The organism is Novosphingobium sp. MMS21-SN21R (assembly GCF_031846015.1).
In the GTDB taxonomy this organism is placed as follows: Bacteria; Pseudomonadota; Alphaproteobacteria; order Sphingomonadales; family Sphingomonadaceae; genus Novosphingobium.
This window is the reverse complement of record NZ_JAVRDU010000003.1, coordinates 511,558-532,598: the sequence shown is the minus strand read 5'-3', so window position 1 is coordinate 532,598 and position 21,041 is coordinate 511,558. Positions and strand designations below refer to the sequence as shown.

19 protein-coding genes are annotated in these 21,041 nt (G+C 67.3%); 12 read left to right on the top strand and 7 right to left on the bottom strand.

The annotated features are described in order from the left end of the window. Nucleotides 1–10 precede the first annotated feature (10 nt). The 7 genes from RM192_RS18575 to RM192_RS18545 all read left to right on the top strand — a co-directional run bounded on the left by RM192_RS18575 (nucleotide 11) and on the right by RM192_RS18545 (nucleotide 6,589). Nucleotides 11–988, top strand: a complete 978-nt coding sequence (locus RM192_RS18575) for an alpha/beta hydrolase (RefSeq protein ID WP_311509148.1) — start codon at nucleotides 11–13, stop codon at nucleotides 986–988. Beyond that, nucleotides 985–2,532 (top strand): carboxylesterase family protein, encoded by a 1,548-nt coding sequence (locus RM192_RS18570; RefSeq protein WP_311509147.1) that lies wholly within the window; start codon nucleotides 985–987, stop codon nucleotides 2,530–2,532. The genes RM192_RS18575 and RM192_RS18570 overlap by 4 nt, the downstream gene beginning before the upstream one ends. Before the next feature lie 62 nt (nucleotides 2,533–2,594). Further along, on the top strand, nucleotides 2,595–3,062 hold the full coding sequence (locus RM192_RS18565) for a GreA/GreB family elongation factor (protein WP_311509146.1): 468 nt from the start codon (nucleotides 2,595–2,597) through the stop codon (nucleotides 3,060–3,062). A gap of 87 nt (nucleotides 3,063–3,149) precedes the next feature. Continuing rightward, the gene (ribB, locus tag RM192_RS18560; protein ID WP_311509145.1) at nucleotides 3,150–4,421 is read left to right on the top strand and encodes a 3,4-dihydroxy-2-butanone-4-phosphate synthase; all 1,272 of its coding nucleotides are present in this window, start codon (nucleotides 3,150–3,152) and stop codon (nucleotides 4,419–4,421) included. Nucleotides 4,422–4,427: 6 nt separating this feature from the next. Next, nucleotides 4,428–4,847: a 6,7-dimethyl-8-ribityllumazine synthase gene (gene ribH, locus RM192_RS18555; RefSeq protein WP_311509144.1), complete on the top strand. Its 420-nt coding sequence runs from the start codon at nucleotides 4,428–4,430 to the stop codon at nucleotides 4,845–4,847. A 60-nt stretch (nucleotides 4,848–4,907) separates the two neighbouring features. Further along, nucleotides 4,908–5,276, top strand: coding sequence for a DUF393 domain-containing protein (locus tag RM192_RS18550; RefSeq protein WP_311509143.1), 369 nt, complete (start codon nucleotides 4,908–4,910; stop codon nucleotides 5,274–5,276). Further along, a complete protein-coding gene (locus tag RM192_RS18545) occupies nucleotides 5,261–6,589 on the top strand; it encodes an AarF/ABC1/UbiB kinase family protein (protein ID WP_311509141.1) in 1,329 nt (442 codons plus the stop codon). The genes RM192_RS18550 and RM192_RS18545 overlap by 16 nt, the downstream gene beginning before the upstream one ends. Nucleotides 6,590–6,734: 145 nt before the next feature. Here the strand turns inward: RM192_RS18545 and RM192_RS18540 are convergent, their stop codons facing one another. Together RM192_RS18540 and RM192_RS18535 are read right to left on the bottom strand one after the other, a co-directional pair. Beyond that, nucleotides 6,735–7,598, bottom strand: coding sequence for a bifunctional methylenetetrahydrofolate dehydrogenase/methenyltetrahydrofolate cyclohydrolase FolD (locus tag RM192_RS18540; protein ID WP_311509140.1), 864 nt, complete (start codon nucleotides 7,596–7,598; stop codon nucleotides 6,735–6,737). Nucleotides 7,599–7,698: 100 nt separating this feature from the next. Further along, nucleotides 7,699–9,225, bottom strand: a complete 1,527-nt coding sequence (locus RM192_RS18535) for a phosphomannomutase (protein ID WP_311509139.1) — start codon at nucleotides 9,223–9,225, stop codon at nucleotides 7,699–7,701. A gap of 217 nt (nucleotides 9,226–9,442) precedes the next feature. On the opposite strand from RM192_RS18535, the gene RM192_RS18530 reads away from it, so the two are divergent. Genes RM192_RS18530 through RM192_RS18520 form a run of 3 tightly spaced genes read left to right on the top strand, consistent with a single transcriptional unit; the run spans nucleotide 9,443 to nucleotide 13,644 of the window. Beyond that, complete coding sequence (locus RM192_RS18530) at nucleotides 9,443–11,149, top strand: ABC transporter transmembrane domain-containing protein (protein ID WP_311509138.1); 1,707 nt, start codon at nucleotides 9,443–9,445, stop codon at nucleotides 11,147–11,149. A 3-nt stretch (nucleotides 11,150–11,152) separates the two neighbouring features. Continuing rightward, a complete protein-coding gene (locus tag RM192_RS18525; RefSeq protein ID WP_311509137.1) occupies nucleotides 11,153–12,265 on the top strand; it encodes an HlyD family efflux transporter periplasmic adaptor subunit in 1,113 nt (370 codons plus the stop codon). Continuing rightward, nucleotides 12,262–13,644, top strand: coding sequence for a TolC family protein (locus RM192_RS18520; protein ID WP_311509136.1), 1,383 nt, complete (start codon nucleotides 12,262–12,264; stop codon nucleotides 13,642–13,644). The genes RM192_RS18525 and RM192_RS18520 overlap by 4 nt, the downstream gene beginning before the upstream one ends. Nucleotides 13,645–13,747: 103 nt before the next feature. On the opposite strand, the gene RM192_RS18515 is transcribed toward RM192_RS18520, so the two are convergent. The 3 genes from RM192_RS18515 to trxC form a co-directional block, all read right to left on the bottom strand. Further along, nucleotides 13,748–14,116 carry a Rap1a/Tai family immunity protein gene (locus RM192_RS18515; RefSeq protein ID WP_311509135.1) on the bottom strand — a complete coding sequence of 123 codons (369 nt, stop codon included), beginning with the start codon at nucleotides 14,114–14,116 and terminating at the stop codon, nucleotides 13,748–13,750. 166 nt (nucleotides 14,117–14,282) lie between these two features. Continuing rightward, the gene (locus RM192_RS18510; RefSeq protein ID WP_311509134.1) at nucleotides 14,283–15,278 is read right to left on the bottom strand and encodes an aromatic ring-hydroxylating dioxygenase subunit alpha; all 996 of its coding nucleotides are present in this window, start codon (nucleotides 15,276–15,278) and stop codon (nucleotides 14,283–14,285) included. Nucleotides 15,279–15,661: 383 nt separating this feature from the next. Continuing rightward, complete coding sequence (gene trxC / locus RM192_RS18505; RefSeq protein WP_311509133.1) at nucleotides 15,662–16,099, bottom strand: thioredoxin TrxC; 438 nt, start codon at nucleotides 16,097–16,099, stop codon at nucleotides 15,662–15,664. A 94-nt stretch (nucleotides 16,100–16,193) separates the two neighbouring features. Here trxC and RM192_RS18500 point away from each other — a divergent pair, with 94 nt between their 5' ends. Both RM192_RS18500 and RM192_RS18495 read left to right on the top strand, forming a co-directional pair. After that, the gene (locus RM192_RS18500) at nucleotides 16,194–17,729 is read left to right on the top strand and encodes a malonyl-CoA synthase (protein WP_311509132.1); all 1,536 of its coding nucleotides are present in this window, start codon (nucleotides 16,194–16,196) and stop codon (nucleotides 17,727–17,729) included. Between the two features lie 52 nt (nucleotides 17,730–17,781). Beyond that, entirely contained in the window at nucleotides 17,782–19,008 is a 1,227-nt protein-coding gene (locus RM192_RS18495) for an SLC13 family permease (protein WP_311509131.1), read from the top strand. Here the strand turns inward: RM192_RS18495 and RM192_RS18490 are convergent. Further along, nucleotides 19,005–19,826 carry a DODA-type extradiol aromatic ring-opening family dioxygenase gene (locus RM192_RS18490; protein ID WP_409233842.1) on the bottom strand — a complete coding sequence of 274 codons (822 nt, stop codon included), beginning with the start codon at nucleotides 19,824–19,826 and terminating at the stop codon, nucleotides 19,005–19,007. The two genes, RM192_RS18495 and RM192_RS18490, sit on opposite strands and share 4 nt — an antisense overlap. Nucleotides 19,827–19,879: 53 nt before the next feature. After that, nucleotides 19,880–20,992, bottom strand: a complete 1,113-nt coding sequence (locus RM192_RS18485) for a LuxR family transcriptional regulator (protein WP_311509129.1) — start codon at nucleotides 20,990–20,992, stop codon at nucleotides 19,880–19,882. Nucleotides 20,993–21,041: the final 49 nt, after the last annotated feature.

Below are 21,041 nucleotides of genomic sequence, written 5' to 3'. Positions count from 1 at the left end.
GAGACTCAAGATGGCAAGAATCGCCCTGACTTTCGCGCTGGCATCGCTGCTCGCCGCCCCGGCTCTGCAAGCCGCGCCTGCGCGTGTGATCCCGGTCGGCCCCGAACCGTCGATGGCCGACAAGTTCCCGCAAGTCCCGGTGGCGTTCCCCAAAGGCGTGAAGGCATGGCGCGATGTGACCTATCAGGTCCAGCCCGGCTTCCGCCCGCAGATCGTCGATATCTATGTACCCCAGGGCAAAGGCCCGCATCCGCTCGTGCTCTATATCCACGGCGGCGGCTGGATGGGCGGCCACACCCGCCAGTCGGGCGCGTTCGAGAACTTCCCCGCCATGCTCGCTGCCTTTGCCGCCGAGGGCTTCACCGTCGCCAGCGTCGAATACCGCCTGTCGGGCGAAGCGCCCTTCCCCGCCCAATCGCGCGACGTCAATGCCGCCTTGCGCTTCCTGCGGACAAACGCCGCGAAATACGCGATTGACCCGGCCCGCGTCGGCGTGTTCGGCGGCTCGGCAGGCGGGCATCTTGCGGCGATGGCAGGCCTCGGCTGCCGCGATACGGCGCTCGATCCCGCCTCGGCGCAGGACCATTGCGTCCAGGCGGTCGTCTCATGGTACGGCATCTTCGATTTCGCCACGATGCCCCGGCGCGACACCCCCGGCTCTCCCGAACAGATGCTGCTCGGCTGCAAGGACGGCAACTGCCCGCCGAATGCCCAGAAGAACGCCAGCCCGCTGACCTATCTCGACCCGAAAGATCCGCCATTCCTGCTGATCCACGGCATCGACGACAAGGTCGTGCCCGCCAGCCAATCGCAGCAGGCCGAAGCCGCGTTCAAGGCCGCAGGCGTGCCGGTAAACGCGATCTACTACCCCGCCACCGACCACAGCTTCATGGGGCAAACGCCCGAAGATACACGCAAGGCCTCGCTCGCGGCGATGAATGCCACGTTCGATTTCTTCCACGAAAAGCTGGGCGTGCCGCGCAAATGATCCGCACAGCCCTCGCCGCGCTCCTGCTCGGCCTCGCAACGCCTGCGCTGGCCGATCCCGTCACCGTCGATGGCGGCATGATCGAAGGCGTGACCCTGTCCTCGGGCGTCGCGGCGTGGCTCGGCGTGCCTTTCGCCGCACCCCCCTTGCGCGACTTGCGCTGGAGAGCGCCGCAGCCGGTCCAGCCGTGGACGGGCGTGCTGCACGCAGACCGCTTTGCGCCCGAATGCCTGCAGCCCTTGCGCGGTTCGCGCCAGAATCACTATTTCGGCAACGAGGCGACCAGCGAGGACTGCCTCTACCTCAACATCTGGGCACCCAAAGGCGCGGCCAAGGCCCCCGTCGTGGTGTGGATCTATGGCGGCGCGTTCAATGTCGGCTCGGCCTCGATGGCCAACTATTCGGGCGAGCCGCTCGCGCGCGACGGCGTCGTCCGCGTGAACCTCGCCTACCGCGTTGGCGCGCTGGGCTTCCTCGCCCACCCTGACCTGACCGCCGAGGCCGGTGCCTCGGGCAACTACGGACTGATGGACCAGATCGCCGCGCTCGCATGGGTGAAGCGCAACATCGCCAAATTCGGCGGCGATCCTGCCAACGTCACCATCGTCGGTCAGTCCGCAGGCGCGATGTCGGTCTCGCTGCTGCAAGCCAGCCCGCTCGCCAAAGGCCTGTTTGCCCGCGCGGTGGCGATGAGCGGCTCGGCCTTTGGCGGGATGCTTGGACCCATCCCGCTGGCCACCGCAGAAGCGCAAGGTACCGCGCTGCAAAACGACCTTGGCGCGGCCTCGCTCGCCGAAATGCGCAGCCTTCCTGGCGACCGCGTCATTGCCGCTGCCACCCGCCGCGATCCGATCGTGCAGGACGGCCGCGTCATCACTGGCACCGTGGAAGCGGTGTTCGCCGCCCGCAAGCAAGCGCAAGTTCCGGTCCTGATGGGCTATACGCGCGACGAGAGCTTCCGGCCCTTCCCCGAAATCGACAACAGCGCAGCGCTCGAATCCGCCGTGCGCCAACGCTACCCGCAAACCGCGCCTGCCATCCTCAAGGCATACACCGGTCCCACCGCCGCCGCAGAACTAGCCCGCGATGGCACCGTCGGCTTGCAGATGGCGCAATGGGCCTCGGCCCAGCACGGCACCGCGCCCACTTACGCGTTCCTGTTCGCGCGCCGCCAGCCCTATGCCCCCGGCATAACTTTCAGCGATCACGATCCCGCCACCGTCGGCGCCTACCACACCGGCGACGTGCCCTATTGGCTGCGCACCCGCGATGCGCTCAACCTGTTCCGCCAGACCCGCACGTGGGAGCCGGGCGATCAGGCACTTGAAGACGAGATGGCATCTGCCCTGCTCAGCTTCGCGCGGACCGGCGTGCCGAACAGTCCTGCCATCGGCCGGTGGCCCGCGTTCAACCCGAAGAAGCCGCATCTCGTCCTGCTCGACCTTAAGCCGCAGACGATGAACTGGCCGCACTTCGCCGACATGCCCCTGCTCGCCGCACCGCCCGAGCCGCGTCCCGTTACCGGAACCCGCGTGCGCGACTGACCGGCATTAGCCCCTTGCGCTGACCGCCCGCAATCGCGATGTCAGCGCCCGAGGAGAATGCCATGAGTGTCGCGTTCCGCCGCGAAGGCGATGACGAACATCTCGAACCCAAGTTCGAACTGCCGATCCCGCCGGGGCCAAATCTGGTCACGCCGCGCGGCCTTGCGCTGATCCGCGCGCGTGTGGCCCAGATCGAAGCGCTGATCCCCACCCTGACCGACGAGGCCGCGATCAAGTCTGCCCGCCGCGACTTCCGCTACTGGAGCACGCGCCAGTCCACCGCGCTGGTGCAGGACGCGCCAGATTGCGAAACTGTCGCCTTCGGCTGCTCCGTCACTTACGCGCTGAACGGCAAGACCCGCACGATCACCATCACCGGCGATGACGAGGCCGATCCTGCAAGCGGCCTGATTTCGTTCACCGCCCCGCTCGCCCGCGCGCTGCTCGGGCTGGAAACCGGCGAAACAGCAGATTTCGCAGGAAAGCCGGACGCCGTAGAAGTCATCGCCATCGGCCTGCCCACCGATTGACGCTATGCACATTCAAAATCACATTCTGGCGCCGTGAATGTGATTTCTCCACTTGCGTCACACATCATAATGTGAAATCAAGCTCGCATGTCCAGCGAACTCATCATCAAGATCCGCCGCCTCGTCAACGAAGGCGGCATGTCACGCTCCGGTCTCGCCCGCGCGGCAGGGCTTCACGCCAACACCTTGCGTGACCTGACCGAGCCGAACTGGAACCCCACCGCCGACACTCTGGCCAAGCTCGAACGCTTCCTCTCTGATTCGGACGATACCCCCGCGCTCGTCCCCATCGAGGAAATCATCGAGGAAGCGCGCAACGGCCGCATGTTCATCCTCGTCGACGACGAAGACCGCGAGAACGAAGGCGATCTGGTGATCCCGGCGCAGATGGCCACGCCCGACGCGGTCAACTTCATGGCCACCCACGGCCGCGGCCTCATCTGCCTGACGCTGACCCGCAATCGCTGCGACCAGCTCGGCCTCGAACTGATGAGCCGCAACAACGGCACTCGCCACGAAACCGCGTTCACCGTCTCGATCGAGGCGCGCGAAGGCGTTACCACCGGCATTTCGGCGGGCGACCGCGCGCGCACCGTCTCGGTCGCCATCGACGCGGGCAAGACCCGCGACGACATCGTCACCCCCGGCCACGTCTTCCCGCTGATCGCCCGCGATGGCGGCGTGCTGGTCCGCGCAGGCCACACCGAAGCTGCGGTGGACATCAGCCGTCTGGCCGGGCTCAACCCCTCAGGCGTGATCTGCGAGATCATGAAGGACGATGGCACGATGGCGCGGATGGACGATCTCGTCCCCTTCGCGCGCAAGCACGGCCTCAAGATGGGCACGATCCGCGATCTGATCGAGTATCGCCGCCGCCATGATCACCTCGTCGAATGCATCAGCCAGGCCCCGTTCACCTCGGACTACGGCGGCGACTGGACCATCCGCACCTATCGCAACAAGGTCGACGGCACGCTCCACCTCGTCCTGCAGAAGGGTGCGATCCATCAGGACCAGCCGACGCTGGTGCGCATGCACGGCATCTCGATCCTGTCCGACGTGCTCGGCGCGCCCGGCCCGCGCAAGCGCATTCTCCAGCGCGCCATGGCCGAAATCGGCGAGGCAGGCTCGGGCGTGATCGTGCTGCTCATGCCCAACGATCCCGAAGTCCTCGTCAACGAAGTATCGGGCAAGGGCACCGGCAACATGGACTTGCGCAGCTATGGCATCGGCGCGCAGATCCTTGCCGATCTTGGCGTGCATGACATGACCCTGCTGACCAATGCGCATCGCAATGTCGTCGCCATCGAAGGCTACGGGCTCAACATCGTCGGCGAACAGCCGATTTCGAAGGACTGATAGGCCATGGCAAAGTTCCTGATCGTCGAAGCCCGCTTCTACGACCACCTCAACGACATGCTGATCGCGGGCGCCAAGGCCGCGATTCTGGCAGCGGGCCACACGTCCGAAGTCGTGACCGTGCCCGGCGCGCTCGAAATTCCCGGCACCATCGCGCTCGCCGAACAGTCGGGCGACTATGACGGCTATGTCGCCATCGGCGTGGTCATCCGCGGCGAAACCTACCACTTCGAGATCGTCGCGGGCGAATCCGCGCGCGGGATCATGGCCTTGACGATGGACGGCAGCGCCATCGGCAATGGCATCCTCACCGTCGAGAACGAGGAACAGGCCATCGTCCGCGCCGATCCTGCGCAAAAGGACAAGGGCGGCGAAGCGGCCAAGGCCGCCCTCGCGCTGCTCGCCCTGCGCGAACGCTGGACCTGATCCGCGCTTGCCCCAAATGGCAGGTCCCGGGCAGCGCCGGGGACCGCCATAGCGGCGGGCATGGACTCGCTTACCGCCACCATCCCGGCCCGCGTCACCGTCTGGTACGATGGCGCCTGCCCGCTCTGCCTGCGCGAGATCGCACTGATGCGGCGGCTTGACCGGGCAAAGCGCCTCCATTTCATCGACGCGGCACGCGCCGATGCCATCTGCCCGCTTGACCGCCGCCTGATGCTGTCGCGTCTCCATGCGCGCGAGGACGGGCGGATGCTGAGCGGTGCCGCCGCCTTTGCCGCGATGTGGCGCGCAATCCCGGCGCTGCGCTGGCTCGGCCTTGCCGCGCGGCTGCGCCCGGTCGGCATCGCGCTCGAAGGGCTCTACCGCGCCTTCCTCCTTGTCCGCCCCGCGCTGCAATGGCTCGCCCGGTGACAGACAGCCGCTACCGCAAGGTGCCATCGCGCCGCCTCTCGCGCCTTGCCTCGTTCGGCCAGCTCGCGAGCGGCGTGGCGGGCGGAATGCTCGCCGAAGGCGCGCGTCGGCTGGCGCGCGGCGATGTGCCGCGCCTGTCCGACATGCTGCTCACCCCCGGCAACGCCCTGCGCGTGGCCGATCAGCTTTCGCGGCTGCGCGGCGCGGCGATGAAGCTCGGGCAGATGATCTCGCTCGACGCGGGCGACATGCTCCCGCGCGAATTGACCGAGATTCTCGCGCGTTTGCGCGATTCCGCCCACTTCATGCCGCCTGCCCAGCTGGAGCGCGTGCTCGCCGCCCATTGGGGACCGGGCTGGCGCAGCCGCTTTGCCGCGTTCGATGCGCGGCCCGTCGCGGCGGCGTCCATCGGCCAGGTCCACCGCGCCAGGATGCACGATGGCCGCGTATTGGCGATCAAGGTGCAGTACCCCGGCATCGCCGCCAGCATCGATGCCGATGTCGACAATGTCGCCACGCTCCTGCGCATGTCCGGCCTGCTTCCCGCCAGCCTGAACATCGCGCCGCTGCTCGCCGAAGCCAAGCGCCAGCTGCACGAGGAAGCCGATTATACGCGCGAAGCGGCGATGATGACGCGCTACGCCGATCTTCTGGCCGATGACCCCGCCTTCCTCGTGCCGCGCCCGCACCCGGAGCTGTCCGGTCCAACCGTCCTCGCCATGGATTTCATCGAATCCCGCCCGATCGAAACGCTGTCCACCGCCGATCCCGAACCGCGTCAGCTGGCAATGGGCGCCATGCTCGGCCTGGTCTTGCGCGAACTGTTCGAATTCGGTTTCATGCAGACCGATCCCAACTTCGCCAATTTCCGCTGGCAGCCGCACACCGGCCGCGTCGTCCTGCTCGATTTCGGTGCAGCCCGCGCCATCGACCCGGCCACCACGCAGGCCTATCGCCGCCTGATGCACGCGGGCCTTGCCGATGACGCCCCCGCCCTGCGCGCCGCGCTGGTGGACATCGGCTTCGTCGCGCCGGCGGTCGTCGCCCGCCACGGCCCCGCGCTGGACCGGATGATTGCGGTCCTGCTCGCCCATCTCGGCAAGCCCGGCCTGTTCGATTTCGCCGACCGCTCGTTCGTCGACCAAGTCCGCTCCGAAGCCGAAACCATATTCGCAGACCGCAGCGCATGGCACATCCCGCCTGCAGAAACCCTGTTCGTCCAGCGCAAGGTCAGCGGCACCGCGCTCCTCGCCGTCCGGCTGAAGGCAAGCCTGCCGTTGCGCGATATGGTCGAGCGCGCGGTCGCGCCCTGAACACGCCGGAACTACGCCAAAAAAAGGGGGGCCGGCTTGCGCTGGCCCCCTTGAAAGGTTTGGGAGAGGATGCCTGAAAGGCACCCCCTCTATCCATCGCGCCGCCCCATGCTGCAAGTGCGAAATCGGCGTATACGATTGCAATTCATGCAAGTGCTGCGCGCTTGGCCGCCAACACCGTATTGCTGAGCAGGCAAGCGATGGTCATCGGTCCCACCCCGCCCGGCACCGGCGTCACCGCGCGGGCGTGATCCAGCTCGTGCGTCGCGCAATCGCCGACGATGCGCGTCTTTCCGTCGAAGTCGGTAATGCGGCTGATGCCCACGTCGATCACCACGGCGCCCGGCTTCACCCAGTAGCCGCGCACCAGATGCGGCGCGCCCGCCGCCGCCACGATCACATCGGCCTTCCGCGCCACATCGGGCAGGTCGAGCGTCTCGATATGCGTCACGGTCACCGTCGCCTCGCGCTCGAGCAGCAGCATCGACACCGGCTTGCCGACGATGTTCGACTTGCCGATCACCACCACGTTGAGACCGCGGTAATCCTCGATCACGCTGTCGAGCAGCAACATCACCCCCAGCGGGGTGCAGGGCACAAGGCCGCCGGTGCCAGTGGACAGACGCCCGACATTCACCGGATGGAAGCCGTCGACATCCTTGCCCGGATCGATCCGGTCAAGCACCAGCGCGGCGTCGATGTGCTTTGGCAGCGGCAATTGCACCAGAATGCCGTGCACGCCCGCATCGGCATTGAGCGTATCGATCAGCGCCAGTACCTGTTCCTGCGGCGTGTCTGCCGCCAGGCGGTGCTCGATCGAGCGGATGCCCGCCTTGCGGCACTGCGCAATCTTGCGCCCGACGTAGACTTCGCTCGCCGCATCGTTGCCCACCAGAATCACCGCCAGCCCCGGTGCGGTGCCGCCGCCCGCGACGATCTCCGCCACTTCGGCTGCGGTGCGTTCGATCACTTGCGCCGCCAGCGCCTTGCCATCGATGATCTGTGCCATGTCGTCAGTTATCCCCGTCTGCGCGCAGGATCTTGCCCCCGCGTCGCTACTGGCAATATTGTATGTGTTGCATACAAATTTATCAACCGGCCTTTTGCGTTCAGGTGTTGAGCGCCTCGGCGATGACATCGCTCAGCACATGCGCCAGCGCCCGCGCGTTGAGATCACGCGCCTTGGCCTCCGTCTCGGCCTCGGAATAGCAGCGCAGTTCGGGCGCGTTGCCCGATGGGCGGAAATGGATGATCGAACCATCGGCAAAGCTCATGCGGAAGCCATCGGTCGTGTCGATCCCGGTCGGCAGTCCGGCAATCGGCCCGAACACCCGCGCGATCCGCGCCAGTTGCTCGTCCTGCGCACCTGCTGAAAGAAACGCGATCAGCGCCGCGCTGTACGCTTGCGGAAAGTCGGCCACGCGGTCCGAGAACGTATAGCGCGGCGGCAGCGCGGCCACCACTTCGGCCACCGGCATCGTCCGCGCAGCCGCGATCACCGACAGGATCGGAAGCAAGGCATCGCGCGTCGGCAGCGCAGTCAGACTGCCCACCGGCGTCTGGAGCAGGAATCCGCCATTGGCTTCGTATCCGCACACGCGCAAGGCCGGATCAGCTGCCGCCGCGTCCATCATCGCCGCGATCACATAGGGTGAACCGATCCGCGTGCGCAGAACGCGCGGCACCGCGCCGCTCAGTTCCGCCACCGTATTGCTGCTCACCGGCGTCACCACCACGTCGGCGTTCACCGCGCGCGCGCAGAGCAGACCGACGATATCACCGCGCAGCCACACCCCGCCCGCATCAGCCACCAGCGGCCGGTCCGAATCGCCATCGGTCGAGATGATCGCATCCACGGCATTTTCCGCCGCCCATGCCGCCGCCAGCGCAATATCTTCCTCGCGGATCGCTTCGGTATCGACCGGCACGAACACCGTCGAACGCCCGAACGGCACCGCCGCCCCGCCCAGCGCTTCGACCGCGCGCACCAGCAGATCCCGCCCCACCGCCGAATGCTGGTACACCCCGATGGTCAACCCGCTGAGCGCATCGGCCCCGAAATAGTCGACATACCGAGCGACATAGGCGTCCTCGACCCCGGTCACCGCAGGCAAGGCCACCGGATCGTTCAACCCGTCATCCGCCCCGAAACGCGCCGCATCGATCGCCACGATCTGCCCGACGATCCCCGCCTCGTCGCTCTTCAGCACCTCGCCATGCGGGCGGTAGAACTTGATGCCGTTGCGGTCGGCCGGGATGTGGCTGCCGGTCACCATGATTGAAGGGATGCCGATGCCCATCGCGTGATAGGCCAGCGCAGGCGTCGGCGTGAAGCCGCAGAACACCGCCTCGCCCCCGCAATCGCGCACCGCCGTCGCCACCGCCGCCAGAATGCGCGGCGTGCTGATGCGAAGATCTCCCGCCAGCGCAACGCGGCCGCCATCGGCAAACTCTCCGATCTGGCGCAGATACTGCAGAAACGCGGTGGCATAGGCGTGGCACAGCCGGTCGGTCATCGCCGCAGCCAGCCCGCGCACGCCGCTGGTGCCGAACGGCACCCCGCTCACTGCCATCAGGTCGCCCACGGAAAAGCTGCGGATTGTGCTCATGTCGTTCATCTGAAAGCGGTTTCCCATTCTGCGGGCGTGCGCGGTCAAGCGTACGCCCGGTCTTTAGCGCAGGGCCCCCGAAAAAGGCAAAGCCTCGCTGTGCAGATGCGAAACCGGCGCGGCCCGTATCGGGTTCCGCGCAAGATCCGCAATCCAGCAACAAATGCTTACACGCGGTTCCAACATTGTTACACCGCACACCCCATTCCTGCTGCACCTGCGAAAAACGGATGCCAGCACCACAATGGCCGACTCTCCTGCCGACCACCCCGTCCCCACATTCCGCGAATTTTTCCGCTGGACCGCCCAGGTCCTCGGACCAGACGCCGGTTTCATCCGGCTCGCCCTGCTCTTTGGCACGGCCATATCCTTGCTCTCGCTGGCAACGCCGATCTCGGTGCAACTGCTGATCAACTCGGTTGCCAACACCGCGCTGCCCGCGCCGCTGCTCACCCTCGCGGCCATCCTGTTCGGCCTGCTGCTGATCGCCGGAATCCTCAGCGCCTTCCGCGTCCACCTGCTCGCCCAGTTCGAGCGCCGCTTCTTCGCGCGCCTCGTTGCCGAAATCACATTGCGCGCGGTCCATGCGCAAAACCCGTTCTTCGTCGATGCCCGGCGCGGCGATCTGTTCAACCGCTTCTTCGACATGGTCGTGGTGCAGAAGGCGCTGACCAGCCTGCTGATCGGCGGCTTCACAATCGTCCTGCAAAGCATGGTCGGCCTGGTCGTGACCAGTTTCTACCACCCGTTCTTCCTCGCCTTCAATGCGGGTCTGGTACTGCTCGTCGTCGTGATCTGGCGCGTCTGGGCCAATGCCTCGCTGCGCACCGCGATCACCAAGAGCCACGCCAAGCACGCCGCCGCCCACTGGCTCGAAAGCGTCGGCGGATCGAACGGCATCTACAAGTCGGGCCGCCACATGGCCTTCGCCATTGACCGCTCCGAAGCCATGACTGCGCGCTATGTCGAAACCCACCGCCGCCATTTCCGCCAGACCTTCGCCCAGACCATCGCGCTCCTGCTGCTCTATGCGGCGGCGAGTGCAGGATTGCTGGCGATGGGCGGATGGCTGATCCTGCAGGGTGAACTCTCGATCGGCCAGCTCGTCGCCGCCGAACTGATCCTCTCGGGCGTGTTCTACGGAATCGCCCAGCTCGGCACCTACCTTGAAACCTTCTACGATCTCGCCGCCAGCCTCGAAGAGCTGCACCTGTTCTGGGACGTGCCGCAGGAAGCCGCGCCCGAGGGCGAGACCGCCGCGCTGCTTCACGGCGCCATTCGCCTGCGCGACGTCACCCACGCCGGCAACCGCTTCGACTTTGCCATAGAGAGCGGCGCACAGGTCGGCGTGCTGGCCGCGCCCGGCGTCGAGCGCAGCCTCGTCGCTCTGCTCAAGCGCCTCAGCCTCCCCGAAACCGGCTTCGTGAGCGTCGGCGGCGCCGATCTCGGCACGTTCGACATGTACCGCTTGCGCTCAGACGTCATCGTGCTCGACCGCCCGACCATCGTCGAGATGACCGTCCGCGAATATCTCTCGCTCAGCGCACCGGGCCGCCCCGAAGCCATGCTCGAAGCGCTCGAGCGCGTCGGCCTCGATACCCGTATCGGAACGCTTCCGGGCGGGCTGGATGCGCGGCTTTCCTCCTCGGGCTGGCCGTTGTCGGTGGGCGAGACGATGGCGCTCAAGCTGGCAGGTGCGATTCTCGCCCGCCCCCGCGTGCTGATGCTCTCGCCGCTCTACGACATGCTCCCGCCTGCCCGCCTCGCCAGCGTGCTCGAGGCCTTGCGCCCGCACGGCACCACTGTCCTGCAATTCACCGAGCGCCCCGAAGGCCTCACCCGCGACACATGGCTGTGGATCGGCAAGGACCGCCAGGCCCGCGCCGCCGATGCGACCGACCTGCTCCACCTCGCCGCCCATCCTGCGACAACCAATTGGCAGGAACGCTGAGCCATGGCCACTGCCCCCCGCAATCTTGCTGCCTTCCCCACGCTCGCCACCTTGCGCGTCCCCCGCCTCACCCGCGCGCTCGGCTGGATGATCGCCACCACCATCCCGGTCATCGCCGCGCTGCTGTTCATCGTGCCCTGGCTGCAGACCGCGCCGGGCCGGGGCGAGGTCATAGCGCTCAACCCCGAAGACCGCGTTCAGCAGGTCACCGCGCTTGTCCCCGGACGGGTCGAGCGCTGGTACGTCACCGATGGCCAGCAAGTGCGCAAGGGCGATCCCATCGCCCGGATCATCGACAACGACCCCTCGCTCCTGACCAGCCTTGCCGCCGAACGCGCGCAAGTCCTCGCCCAGATTGCCGCGACCGAGCAGGCCATGGCCGTCGCCCGGATCGATGTCGGTCGTTCAGGCCAGCTCCTTGCCGAAGGCCTTGCCGCGCGCCGCGATTACGAAACCGCGCAGATCAAGGTGTCCGACGGTGCCGCCAAGCTGGCCGAGGCCCGCGCCAAGCTCAGCAAGGTCGACATCGCCCTTGGCCGCCAATCCGCCCAGCTTGTCCGCGCCCCGCGCGATGGGCGCATTCAGGCGCTCAACACCGCCGCCGGAGCCACGCTGGTCAGCGCGGGAGACTGGCTCGCCACGCTCACACCGGATCGTGCAACGCGCATTGTCGAACTGCTGGTCGATGGCCGCGACGTTGCGCTGGTGCGGCCGGGCCAGGCGGTCCGCCTCCATTTCGAAGGCTGGCCCGCGATCCAGTTCAGCGGTTGGCCGTCTGTCGCCCAAGGCATGTTCGATGGCCGCGTGCGGTCGGTCGATCCCTCGGCGGGGACCACCGGCCTGTTCCGCGTGCTGGTCGAACCCATGCCCGGCAAGCCTGCCTGGCCCGACGGCAACTTCGTGCGCCTCGGATCGAAGGTGCGCGGCTGGATCCAGATGGAAACCGTGACCATCGGCTACGAACTGTGGCGCCAGCTCAACGATTTCCCGCTCGAATTCGCCGTGCCGGTCGATACCGGCCCGCGCAAGGGCACCGCTGCCAAGGCCCTGTCCGACAAGGACGCGACCAAGGCCAAGCCCAAGGCGGAAGGCGGCTACGAAGAGGAGGCGAAATGATCCGCCGCCTCCTTGCCGTGCTCGCCCTGCTCTTCGCGCCTGCCGCCCACGCGGCAGAGCTGACGCTGGCCGAAGTCCTGCGCTCCTCCGCCGCCCACGCGCCGCAAGTGCTCGAAGCCATGGCCCGCCAGCGCTCCGCCGATGCCCGCGCGCTTTCGGCGCAAGGCCAGTTCGATCTCGTCTTCGATGCCGACGCGCAAGCCCGCGCGCTCGGCTTCTACGACGGCAGCTTTGCCGACGTGAAAGCCACGCGCCCGCTCACCACCAACGGCGGGCAGGTCTACACCGGCTACCGCCTCTCCACCGGCAGCTTCCCCACATACGAAGGCAAATCGATCACCAACCAACTGGGCGAGTTCCGCGTCGGCGCGGTATTCTCGCTCCTGCGCGACCGCGCGATAGACGAGCGCCGGGGCCGCCTCGAACTGGCCCAGGGCGACATCGACCTGGCCGCGCTCGACCGCGACATGATCGCCATCGGCGTCCAGCGCCGCGCGATCGAGGCCTGGCAGCAATGGGTCGCCGCAGGCCTGCGCGTCGCCACCTTGCGCGAACTCTATGATCTGGCCGAGCAGCGCCAGGCCTCGATCGACCGCCAGATCGAACTCGGCGCGCGGCCCGCGATCCTGAGCACCGAGAACCGCCAGAACATCGTCCGGCGGCAAGCGTTGCTGGTCCGCGCCGAACAGGACCTGACGCTCTTCGCCAACGCGCTATCGCTGTTCCTGCGCGACGATCTCGGGCGTCCCGTCGTCCCCGCACCCGCCCGCCTGCCCGCGACGATGCCCGCAGGCGTCACCCCGCGCCTGATCGACCGCGCCGAAGCCATGGCGGGCCGCCCCGACATCAAGGCCCTGCTCGCCCGGATCGACCAGAACGGCGTCCGCGCGGCGCTCGCGCAGAATGAATTGCGCCCCCGGCTCGATTTCCGCGTCGAAGGATCGAAGGACATCGGCCCCGGCTCGCCTGTTCGCACCCCTGCCGAAGCCCTGATCGGCCTGCGCTTCTCGCTCCCGCTCGAACAGCGCGCCGCGCGCGGCCGCATCGCCGAAGTTGCCGCCGAACAGGACGCGCTCGGCCACCGCTTGCGCCTGCTCGAAGACCAGATCGGCGTGGAAATCGCCAACTTGCGCACCCAGATGGACGGTGCGGAACGCCTTGCGGAACTCGCCACCAGCGAGGCCGCGCTGTCGCGCCGCATGGCCGAAGCCGAACGCCGCCGCTATGCGCTGGGCGCAAGCGATTTCCTCGTCGTCAACTTGCGCGAGGAAGCGCTGGCCGACGCCACCATCCGCGAAATCGACGCCCAATACCGCAGCGCCGCCGCCCGCGCAGAACTCGTTGCCGCCATGGCCGACCGGGATCAACTGATGCTCTAGGCGGGCGTCCTTCGACAGGCTCAGGACGAACGGAATCTGGGACCAGCCTCTTAAAAAGCCCCGTTCGTCCTGAGCCTGTCGAAGGACCCGCGCACCCCCACCCTCAGGACCGTCGCTTGCGCACCGGAGCCTTCCTGACCGCCGCTTTGGGCTGGATCCTGGGCCAGGCCGCCACCACCGCCGCCCGCACGATCTCGCGCCCCTGCAATGCGCGCGCCTCGGGATGTTCACCCAGATAAGCCACGACCACATCGCGCAGCTCGCCCGCGCTCGTGCCCACCGGCGTGCGCGGCGGCGCATCCAGATAGCGCACCCCGTCCATCACCCCCATCACGTAGGACAGGCACATCGCCCGGTCGACCGGCACCGTGGTCGAACAGACCTCCGCCAGTTGCTCCCCGTTCATCCACTCCGCACGCGCGGGTGTGGCAAGCAACGCAAGCCCGGCGGCTGCGAAAAGACAGACCTTCATCGGCACTCCTCCATCCCCGCCCAACGCCCAAGCCCGCCAAGGGTTCACCGCAGGCCCATAATTTGCCGGGCGCAGAAGCGCTCGAAGCCGCCCGTCACACCTTCGGCGCCAGCGTGAAACAGGTGTTTTGAGCGGGGGATGGGCCGAATGGTCCGGCGGTTGCCCATCAGCGCATCTCCGCCTTGTGCATCTGCATCAATCTGCGCCGAGCCAGAATGGCTGCCTTGTCCGAAGCAAGGATGAGCGGGTGCATATCCCAGAAATCCGCTTCGTCCATCGCACCGGCTTGCGCGGTGATCATTGGCTCATCCTCGTCGAGGAAGACGCGCCGCGCCATGGCTTCTGCCTCAGGCCCCGGCTCGTGCGTGAAGAAGTAATGGGTGGAACCCGGCGTCTCGGGCGTGAGAATATGCGGATTGGCCATTGGCGGAACGAGCGGTTCTGCCGTTCCCGCCCTGCGAATTTCGATGAACAGCGCAAGACTGGCAGGGGCATGCCAGCGGATATGCAATGCCTGATCGATGCGATCACCATCGTCCAGCATAGGCGCGGCCCAACCCGGCGGGGATGCGGAAGTCATGTCCCATTTGTTCCAGATGGCCCCGCTTGCGTCTTGCACGACCGACTGCCTGCCGTGGCTGAACAGGGAACCATTCGTGCCAAAGCTTTCAACATGCAGAAACTCGGCGTGGCTGAGGTCGAGCAAATTGTCGGCAATGAGCTGGTAGTTCACGCCCATGACATATTGTGCACGCTCGATTGGCGGACCGGCGTCGATGAAGGCGAAGTCAGGGATGGCGTCGGCATCGGCCAACCCCGGATCGCCTGCCCAGAACCATAAGCCTCCGTGGCGTTCAACGACACGGCATTTGGCGACGCTCGCGCCCTTCGGCACTTCGCCGAAGCGATTGTTTACGCACTGTCCGCTGCCATCGAACGCCAATCCATGGTATCCGCACGTAACCCGCCCATCAGCAAATTTCCCCCGGCTCAGCGGGACAAACCGGTGGGGGCAGCGATCCTCGATCATGGCCCAGCTATCGTCTGGGTTGCGGAAAAGGAGCCAAGGCCTGTCGAGCAACCGGCGGGCAAGAAAGCCGCCATCGGGCACTTCGCAAACCCATGCGGCCATGTACCAGGCATTCTGGATGAAATCGGACATACTGGTTCTCCCCTTGAGGAGCAGGCACCGCCGATTGTTCGATTGCTGTATGCCCGCACCAACGAGCGGGCATGCCCGCACAAAGCTGTTGGGCCTGCAGCTGGTGCCAAGCGCACCATCCCAGACCGGCTTGCGCCGATCACCAGGCTGTCACCCGCAAGAACGGGCTGATTTCGTCTAATTAGAACGAATGTTCGTGTCAAGAACGGTAACGCCTTCGGGTGATGTCACCCCGCCGGAAGACTCAGCGTGAACGTCGAACCCTCCCCTCCTATCTTCGCAAGAAAACCTTGCCGCCGTGCATTTCGGCGTGAAATTTCACTGCGCTCAGTCCGATGCCGGTGCCCATGGCGGCCCTGATGTTGGCCCAAAGCCGCATAGCGTCAGCTACGGCTAGCCCCCCGCACCCACTGCACGATCGCCCCAACCGGCATCGCGCCCGCCTGCCGTGCCACTTCGCGGCCCTTGTGGACGATGGCCAGCGTCGGGATCGAACGTATCCCGTAGCGCGCAGCCAGCGCCTGCTCGGCCTCGGTATCGAGCTTGCCCAGCCGCACCTGCGGCTCGAGCTGCGCCGCTGCCGCCTCGAACGCCGGGGCCATCTGGCGGCACGGCCCGCACCACGCTGCCCAGAAATCGATGACCAGCGGAATGTCGCTCTTCGTGGCATGGGCCTCGAAGTTCGCGGCCGTCAGCGTCACGGGATGCGCGTCAAACAGGGCCTTGCCGCAGCGCCCGCACTTGCCGCCGCCCAGTTTCTCCACCGGCACGCGGTTCAGGCTGGCGCAGGCGGGGCAGGCAATGATCAGGGACTCGCTCAACGTCGCACTCCTTGGCTGATGCACATTCTGGACGCAGCGCCCGGAATCCGCCATCCCGTCCCGACAATTCTCCAGACCCGCGAAAGTGCCTGCCTTGCCTGAAACACCTGCCGACATGCTCTCGCTGTTTCTCGCCACATGCGAGAGCGCACCGCAAGCCCCGTTCCTGATCGCCGCCGATGGGACCATCCTGACTTACGACGCCGCCCGCCGCCGCTCCGCCCAGATCGCGGGCGCCTTTCGCGCGGCTGGCGTGCAGCCGGGGGACCGTGTCGCCATCCAGACCGAGAAGTCGCAAACCGCGCTGCTGACATGGCTCGCCGCGCTGCAGACGGGCGCGGTCTATCTCCCGCTCAACACCGGCTATACCACCGGCGAGCTGCGCTATTTCCTCGGCGATGCCGCCCCCGCACTGCTGCTCTGCCGCCCCGAAGACGAATCCGCCCTCGCCGCCTTGTGCGCGGAAATAGGCGTCCCCGCCCTGCTAACGCTGGACGCACAGGGCACCGGCGGCACGCTCGTCAGCGCAGCAGACGCTCAGCCTGAAGCCTTCACCCCCGCCCCGCTTGCCGCCGATGGCCTCGCCGCGATCCTCTACACCTCGGGCACCACCGGGCGCAGCAAGGGCGCGATGCTCACCCACGCCAACCTTGCCTCGAACGCGCTGACCTTGCGCGAATACTGGCGCTTCACCGCCGCAGACCGCCTGCTCCACGCCCTGCCGATCTTCCACACCCACGGACTGTTCGTCGCCACCAACACCACCATCGCGGCAGGCTCGGCGATGATCTTCCTGCCCCGGTTCGATGCCGATGACCTCGTCCGCCTGATGCCGCAGGCGAGCGTGCTGATGGGCGTGCCGACGTTCTACACCCGCCTGCTGTCGCACCCCGGCTTCACCCGCGATCTTGCGGCTCACATGCGCCTGTTCATCTCCGGCTCCGCGCCGCTCTCTGCCGAAACCCACAGGGAATTCAGCGCGCTGACCGGGCAGGCGATCCTCGAACGCTACGGCATGACCGAAACCAACATGAACACGTCCAACCCCTATCACGGCCTCCGCAAACCCGGCAGCGTCGGCTTCCCCCTGCCCGGCACGGCGCTGCGCATCGCCGACCCTGAAAGCGGCACGGTCCTGCCGCAAGGCGAGATCGGCGGCATCGAAGTGCGCGGCGCCAACGTGTTCTGCGGCTACTGGCAGATGCCTGAAAAGACCGCGCAGGAGTTCCGCGCCGACGGCTTCTTCATCACCGGCGACATGGGCCTGATCGACGCCGATGGCTATGTCCACATCGTCGGCCGCGCCAAGGATCTGATCATCGCGGGCGGCTTCAACATCTACCCCGCCGAAGTCGAAGCGGCGCTCGACGAAATCCCCGGCATTGCCGAAAGCGCGGTCATCGGCGTGCCTCACCCCGATCTCGGCGAAGGGGTCGTCGCGGTCGTCCGCGCCGCCGATCCGGCGCTGGACCAGGCCGCCGTCCTCGCCGCCCTGAAGGACCGCCTCGCCCGCTTCAAACAGCCCCGCGCGGTGATCTTCGCCAGCGACCTTCCCCGCAACGCCATGGGCAAGGTCCAGAAGAATGTGCTGCGCGAAGAGCACGCAGGATTGTTCGCGGGAAAGGCGTAAGCCGCACAACTCCCGTTGGCGCAAACGGGTTCAGAAGAGGGGACGCCTGCCAATGATCATCCTGTCGGTCGTGATCCTGATCGCGATCTTTGCCGCCGCCGTGTGGCTACCGGTCAACATGGGGCTGATCGGCCTTGCCGCCGCTCTGGGTCTGGGCGTGTTCGGCGGGGGCCTTGCGGTCAAGGATGTGCTGGCGGGCTTTCCCGCAGACCTGTTCCTGACCCTGCTCGGCATCACCTACCTGTTCGGCATTGCCAGCCGCAACGGCGCGATTGACTGGCTGGTTGCGCGCACCGCCCACGCGCTAGGTCGGCACACCGCGCTGCTGCCGGCGCTGGTGTTCACGGTCGCCGGCGTGCTGACCGCGCTGGGCGCCGTCGGCCCCGCCGCCGTCGCCATCGTCGCGCCCATCGCCTTGCGCTTTGCCCGCGTTCACGGCTTTTCCGCGCTGATGATGGGCCTGCTCGTGGTCCACGGTGCGCAGGCAGGCGGCTTCTCGCCGATCTCGATCTATGGCGGCATCACCAACAAGGTGCTGGCGTCCAGCGGCATCGCGCCCGATCCCATGTTCCTGTTCCTCGCCAGCGCCGCGTTCAACGCCGCCATCGCGCTGCTGATCTGGGCCTTTTTCGCGCGCCGCACCGCCGCCGCTCTGGCCGAAGCGCACGAAATCCCGCTGCCCATGGCCCTCACCCGCGATCACGCGTGGACGCTGGCGGGCCTTGCCGCGCTTGCCACCGGCGCGCTGCTGTTCAAGGTCGACATCGGCTTCATGGCCCTGATGGTGATCCTCGCCCTTGCCGTGGTCGCCCCGCGCACGCAGGACGGCGCGCTAAAACACGTCGACTGGTCGACGATCCTGCTGATCTCGGGCATCGTCATCTATGTCTCCCTGCTCGACAAGCTGGGCACGCTCGACGCGGTCAGCGCGATGATCGGCACGGTCGGATCGGCGGCGCTGGCGGTGCTGCTGCTGTGCTATCTCGCCGGCGTCGTCTCGGCCTTCGCCTCGTCCACCGCGCTGCTCGGCGTGATCATCCCGCTTGCCGTGCCGGTGCTGGCAGGCTCTGCGCTCTCGCCCATCGCGGTCGTCTCGGCCATCGCGATTGCCAACACCATCGTCGATACCTCGCCCTTCTCGACCAACGGCGCATTGATCGTCGCCAACACGCCCGAGGACGAGCGCCCTGCGATGCTGCGCAAGCTGATGGTCTATGCCGCGATCATCGTCGGGGCAGGCCCGCTCGCGGCATGGGCGGTGTTCGTGCCGTTTTTCTAACCAAACCGGAACGCGCTGATCGCAAGGCCGCCGAAGAAATCGCCCTGATGGAACTCGAGCGTGCAGGCCCCGTCCTCGCCCGCGCCCGCCGCCACCATCAGCGGCAGCAGATGCTCGGCGCGGGGATGCGCGGCGCGGGCCGCAGGGGCCTTGTCCCACGCCTCCAGCGCGGCCTCACGCGCCGGAGCGTCCGCGCCGACAAGGCTTGCCCGCAACCAGCCATCGAACGCCGCTGCCGCCACTCCCCCCGCTGCGCCGAACGCCCGCAAGTTGTGGTACGAAAGCCCCGATCCGATCACCACCACGCCTTCATCGCGCAAGGGCGCAAGCAGCCGCCCCATCGCGATATGCGCCGCCGGATCGAGCGTCTCCATCAAGGACATCTGCACCACCGGAATATCGGCCTGAGGCCGGATCGGCTGCATCAGCGAGAACGTGCCGTGATCGAACCCGCGCGCCGGGTCCTCGGCGCAGACCATCCCGCCGCCGCGCAGCAGATCGCGCACCCGCGCCGCCAGCTCCGGGCTGCCCGGCGCGTCATAGCGGATGTGGTAGGTATGCTCGGGAAAGCCGTAATAATCATAGAGCATCGGCGGCTGCGCGGCAGACGATACCGTCGGCACCGCCTCCTCCCAGTGGCCAGACACCACCAGCATCGCGCGCGGCGCTTGCGGCAGCGTGGCGATCAGCCCATGCAGCGAAGCCTCAAGCCGGGCATAGCCCTGCCGCATCGGCCCTTCCAGCCAGGGCCACGGCCCGCCGCCATGATTGAGGAACAGCGTCGGCATACGGGTTCGGGCAGTGGTCAAGCGCGGCACTCCGGCGGATCAAGCCCCACACATGGTGCTGCACCTGCGAACCCGCAAGGCACTCACGCCAGCGGAGCCAGGCCGGTCAGCACCATCCGCACCAGATCGGCCTGCCCCGCAGCCCCGGTCTTGCCGTAGATCCGCTTGGAATAGTTGCGCGCGGTTTCCACCGTCAGCCCCAGTTCCAGCCCCGCCTCCACCAGCGGCTCCCCGCACGACATCGCCTGCGCCAGCGCCGCCTCGCGCGCGGACAGGCCATGCACCGCCTGCAGTGCCGCTGCGCCGTCGGGGGCCTCCTCGCGCCGCTCGGTGCGCAACACGCCGATCACTTGCGGCCGCGCGGCAGGCTCGGCCAGCGACAGGTCGGCGCGGCGCAGCAGCAGGTCGATCCCGCGCCGCGCGTCGATCCGCACAACGCGCACCGCGCCCCCTTCCCCCCGCGCCAGCTCTGCGCAAGACCGCTCCAGCGCGCGCGCCACATCGGGCAGGACCTGCAAGCGCCGCCCCGCCCCGCCTGCCGGATCGGGCAGAAAGCCCAGCAGTGCCTCGGCCTGCGGATCGGCGGCCATGACCCGCGCGCCCGCGTCCATGGCAATCTGGCCGATGCCCAGCCGCGCCAGCGCCGATTGCGCCAGCGCCGTCTGCAGGCGCTGCCCGGTCAGCGCCACCAGCGTGCGCAACGCCGATGCCAGGTGCGGCGCGATACTCGCCATCGTCGCCACGGCGCTGGCCGAAAAGTCCTCGCGCAGCCGCACCAGCACCAGCCAGGCATCGGCGGCATCGCCCGCGCTGACCCGCAGAAACCGCGCGTGGCGCATCTCCATGTCCGCCAGCGCCGCGCGCTGGACCGCCAGCAGCGCCGGATCGTCGTAATCGAGCATCTCGTCGAGCGCATAGACCCGCTCTGGCCGCAACGCGCCGAAGCGGTGAAGGCGCAGATCATAGAGCCGCATGTAATCGAGCGGCGGCTCCTGCGCGGCGCGCGGTGCGGCCACGTGCAGCACGGCGGGTTGCTGGTCCGGCGCGGCATTCGCCAGCGTCACGATCATGAACGCCCGCCGCGCGCCTGTCCGCGCCACAAGATTGCGCATGAACAGACCAAACGGCGGCGTCTCGTGAATCCCCTCGATCAGGGGCAGGTAAAGCTCGCGCTGGTCGGCAGAAGTAAAGGCCATCCCGCTTCGCTCCCATATGGGAATGGCGCGGTCAAGCAGCTATGGCCCC

Excerpts from the sequence above, each read along its gene's own strand:
- RM192_RS18510 (WP_311509134.1), bottom strand. The coding sequence starts at position 15,278 with ATGTCCGATTTCATCCAGAATGCCTGGTACATGGCCGCATGGGTTTGC.
- RM192_RS18550 (WP_311509143.1), top strand. The coding sequence starts at position 4,908 with ATGGACTCGCTTACCGCCACCATCCCGGCCCGCGTCACCGTCTGGTAC.
- RM192_RS18515 (WP_311509135.1), bottom strand. The coding sequence starts at position 14,116 with ATGAAGGTCTGTCTTTTCGCAGCCGCCGGGCTTGCGTTGCTTGCCACA.
- RM192_RS18495 (WP_311509131.1), top strand. The coding sequence starts at position 17,782 with ATGATCATCCTGTCGGTCGTGATCCTGATCGCGATCTTTGCCGCCGCC.
- RM192_RS18575 (WP_311509148.1), top strand. The coding sequence starts at position 11 with ATGGCAAGAATCGCCCTGACTTTCGCGCTGGCATCGCTGCTCGCCGCC.
- RM192_RS18535 (WP_311509139.1), bottom strand. The coding sequence starts at position 9,225 with ATGGGAAACCGCTTTCAGATGAACGACATGAGCACAATCCGCAGCTTT.
- RM192_RS18540 (WP_311509140.1), bottom strand. The coding sequence starts at position 7,598 with ATGGCACAGATCATCGATGGCAAGGCGCTGGCGGCGCAAGTGATCGAA.
- RM192_RS18520 (WP_311509136.1), top strand. The coding sequence starts at position 12,262 with ATGATCCGCCGCCTCCTTGCCGTGCTCGCCCTGCTCTTCGCGCCTGCC.
- ribB (WP_311509145.1), top strand. The coding sequence starts at position 3,150 with ATGTCCAGCGAACTCATCATCAAGATCCGCCGCCTCGTCAACGAAGGC.
- ribH (WP_311509144.1), top strand. The coding sequence starts at position 4,428 with ATGGCAAAGTTCCTGATCGTCGAAGCCCGCTTCTACGACCACCTCAAC.
- RM192_RS18570 (WP_311509147.1), top strand. The coding sequence starts at position 985 with ATGATCCGCACAGCCCTCGCCGCGCTCCTGCTCGGCCTCGCAACGCCT.
- RM192_RS18530 (WP_311509138.1), top strand. The coding sequence starts at position 9,443 with ATGGCCGACTCTCCTGCCGACCACCCCGTCCCCACATTCCGCGAATTT.
- RM192_RS18545 (WP_311509141.1), top strand. The coding sequence starts at position 5,261 with ATGGCTCGCCCGGTGACAGACAGCCGCTACCGCAAGGTGCCATCGCGC.
- RM192_RS18525 (WP_311509137.1), top strand. The coding sequence starts at position 11,153 with ATGGCCACTGCCCCCCGCAATCTTGCTGCCTTCCCCACGCTCGCCACC.
- RM192_RS18565 (WP_311509146.1), top strand. The coding sequence starts at position 2,595 with ATGAGTGTCGCGTTCCGCCGCGAAGGCGATGACGAACATCTCGAACCC.
- RM192_RS18485 (WP_311509129.1), bottom strand. The coding sequence starts at position 20,992 with ATGGCCTTTACTTCTGCCGACCAGCGCGAGCTTTACCTGCCCCTGATC.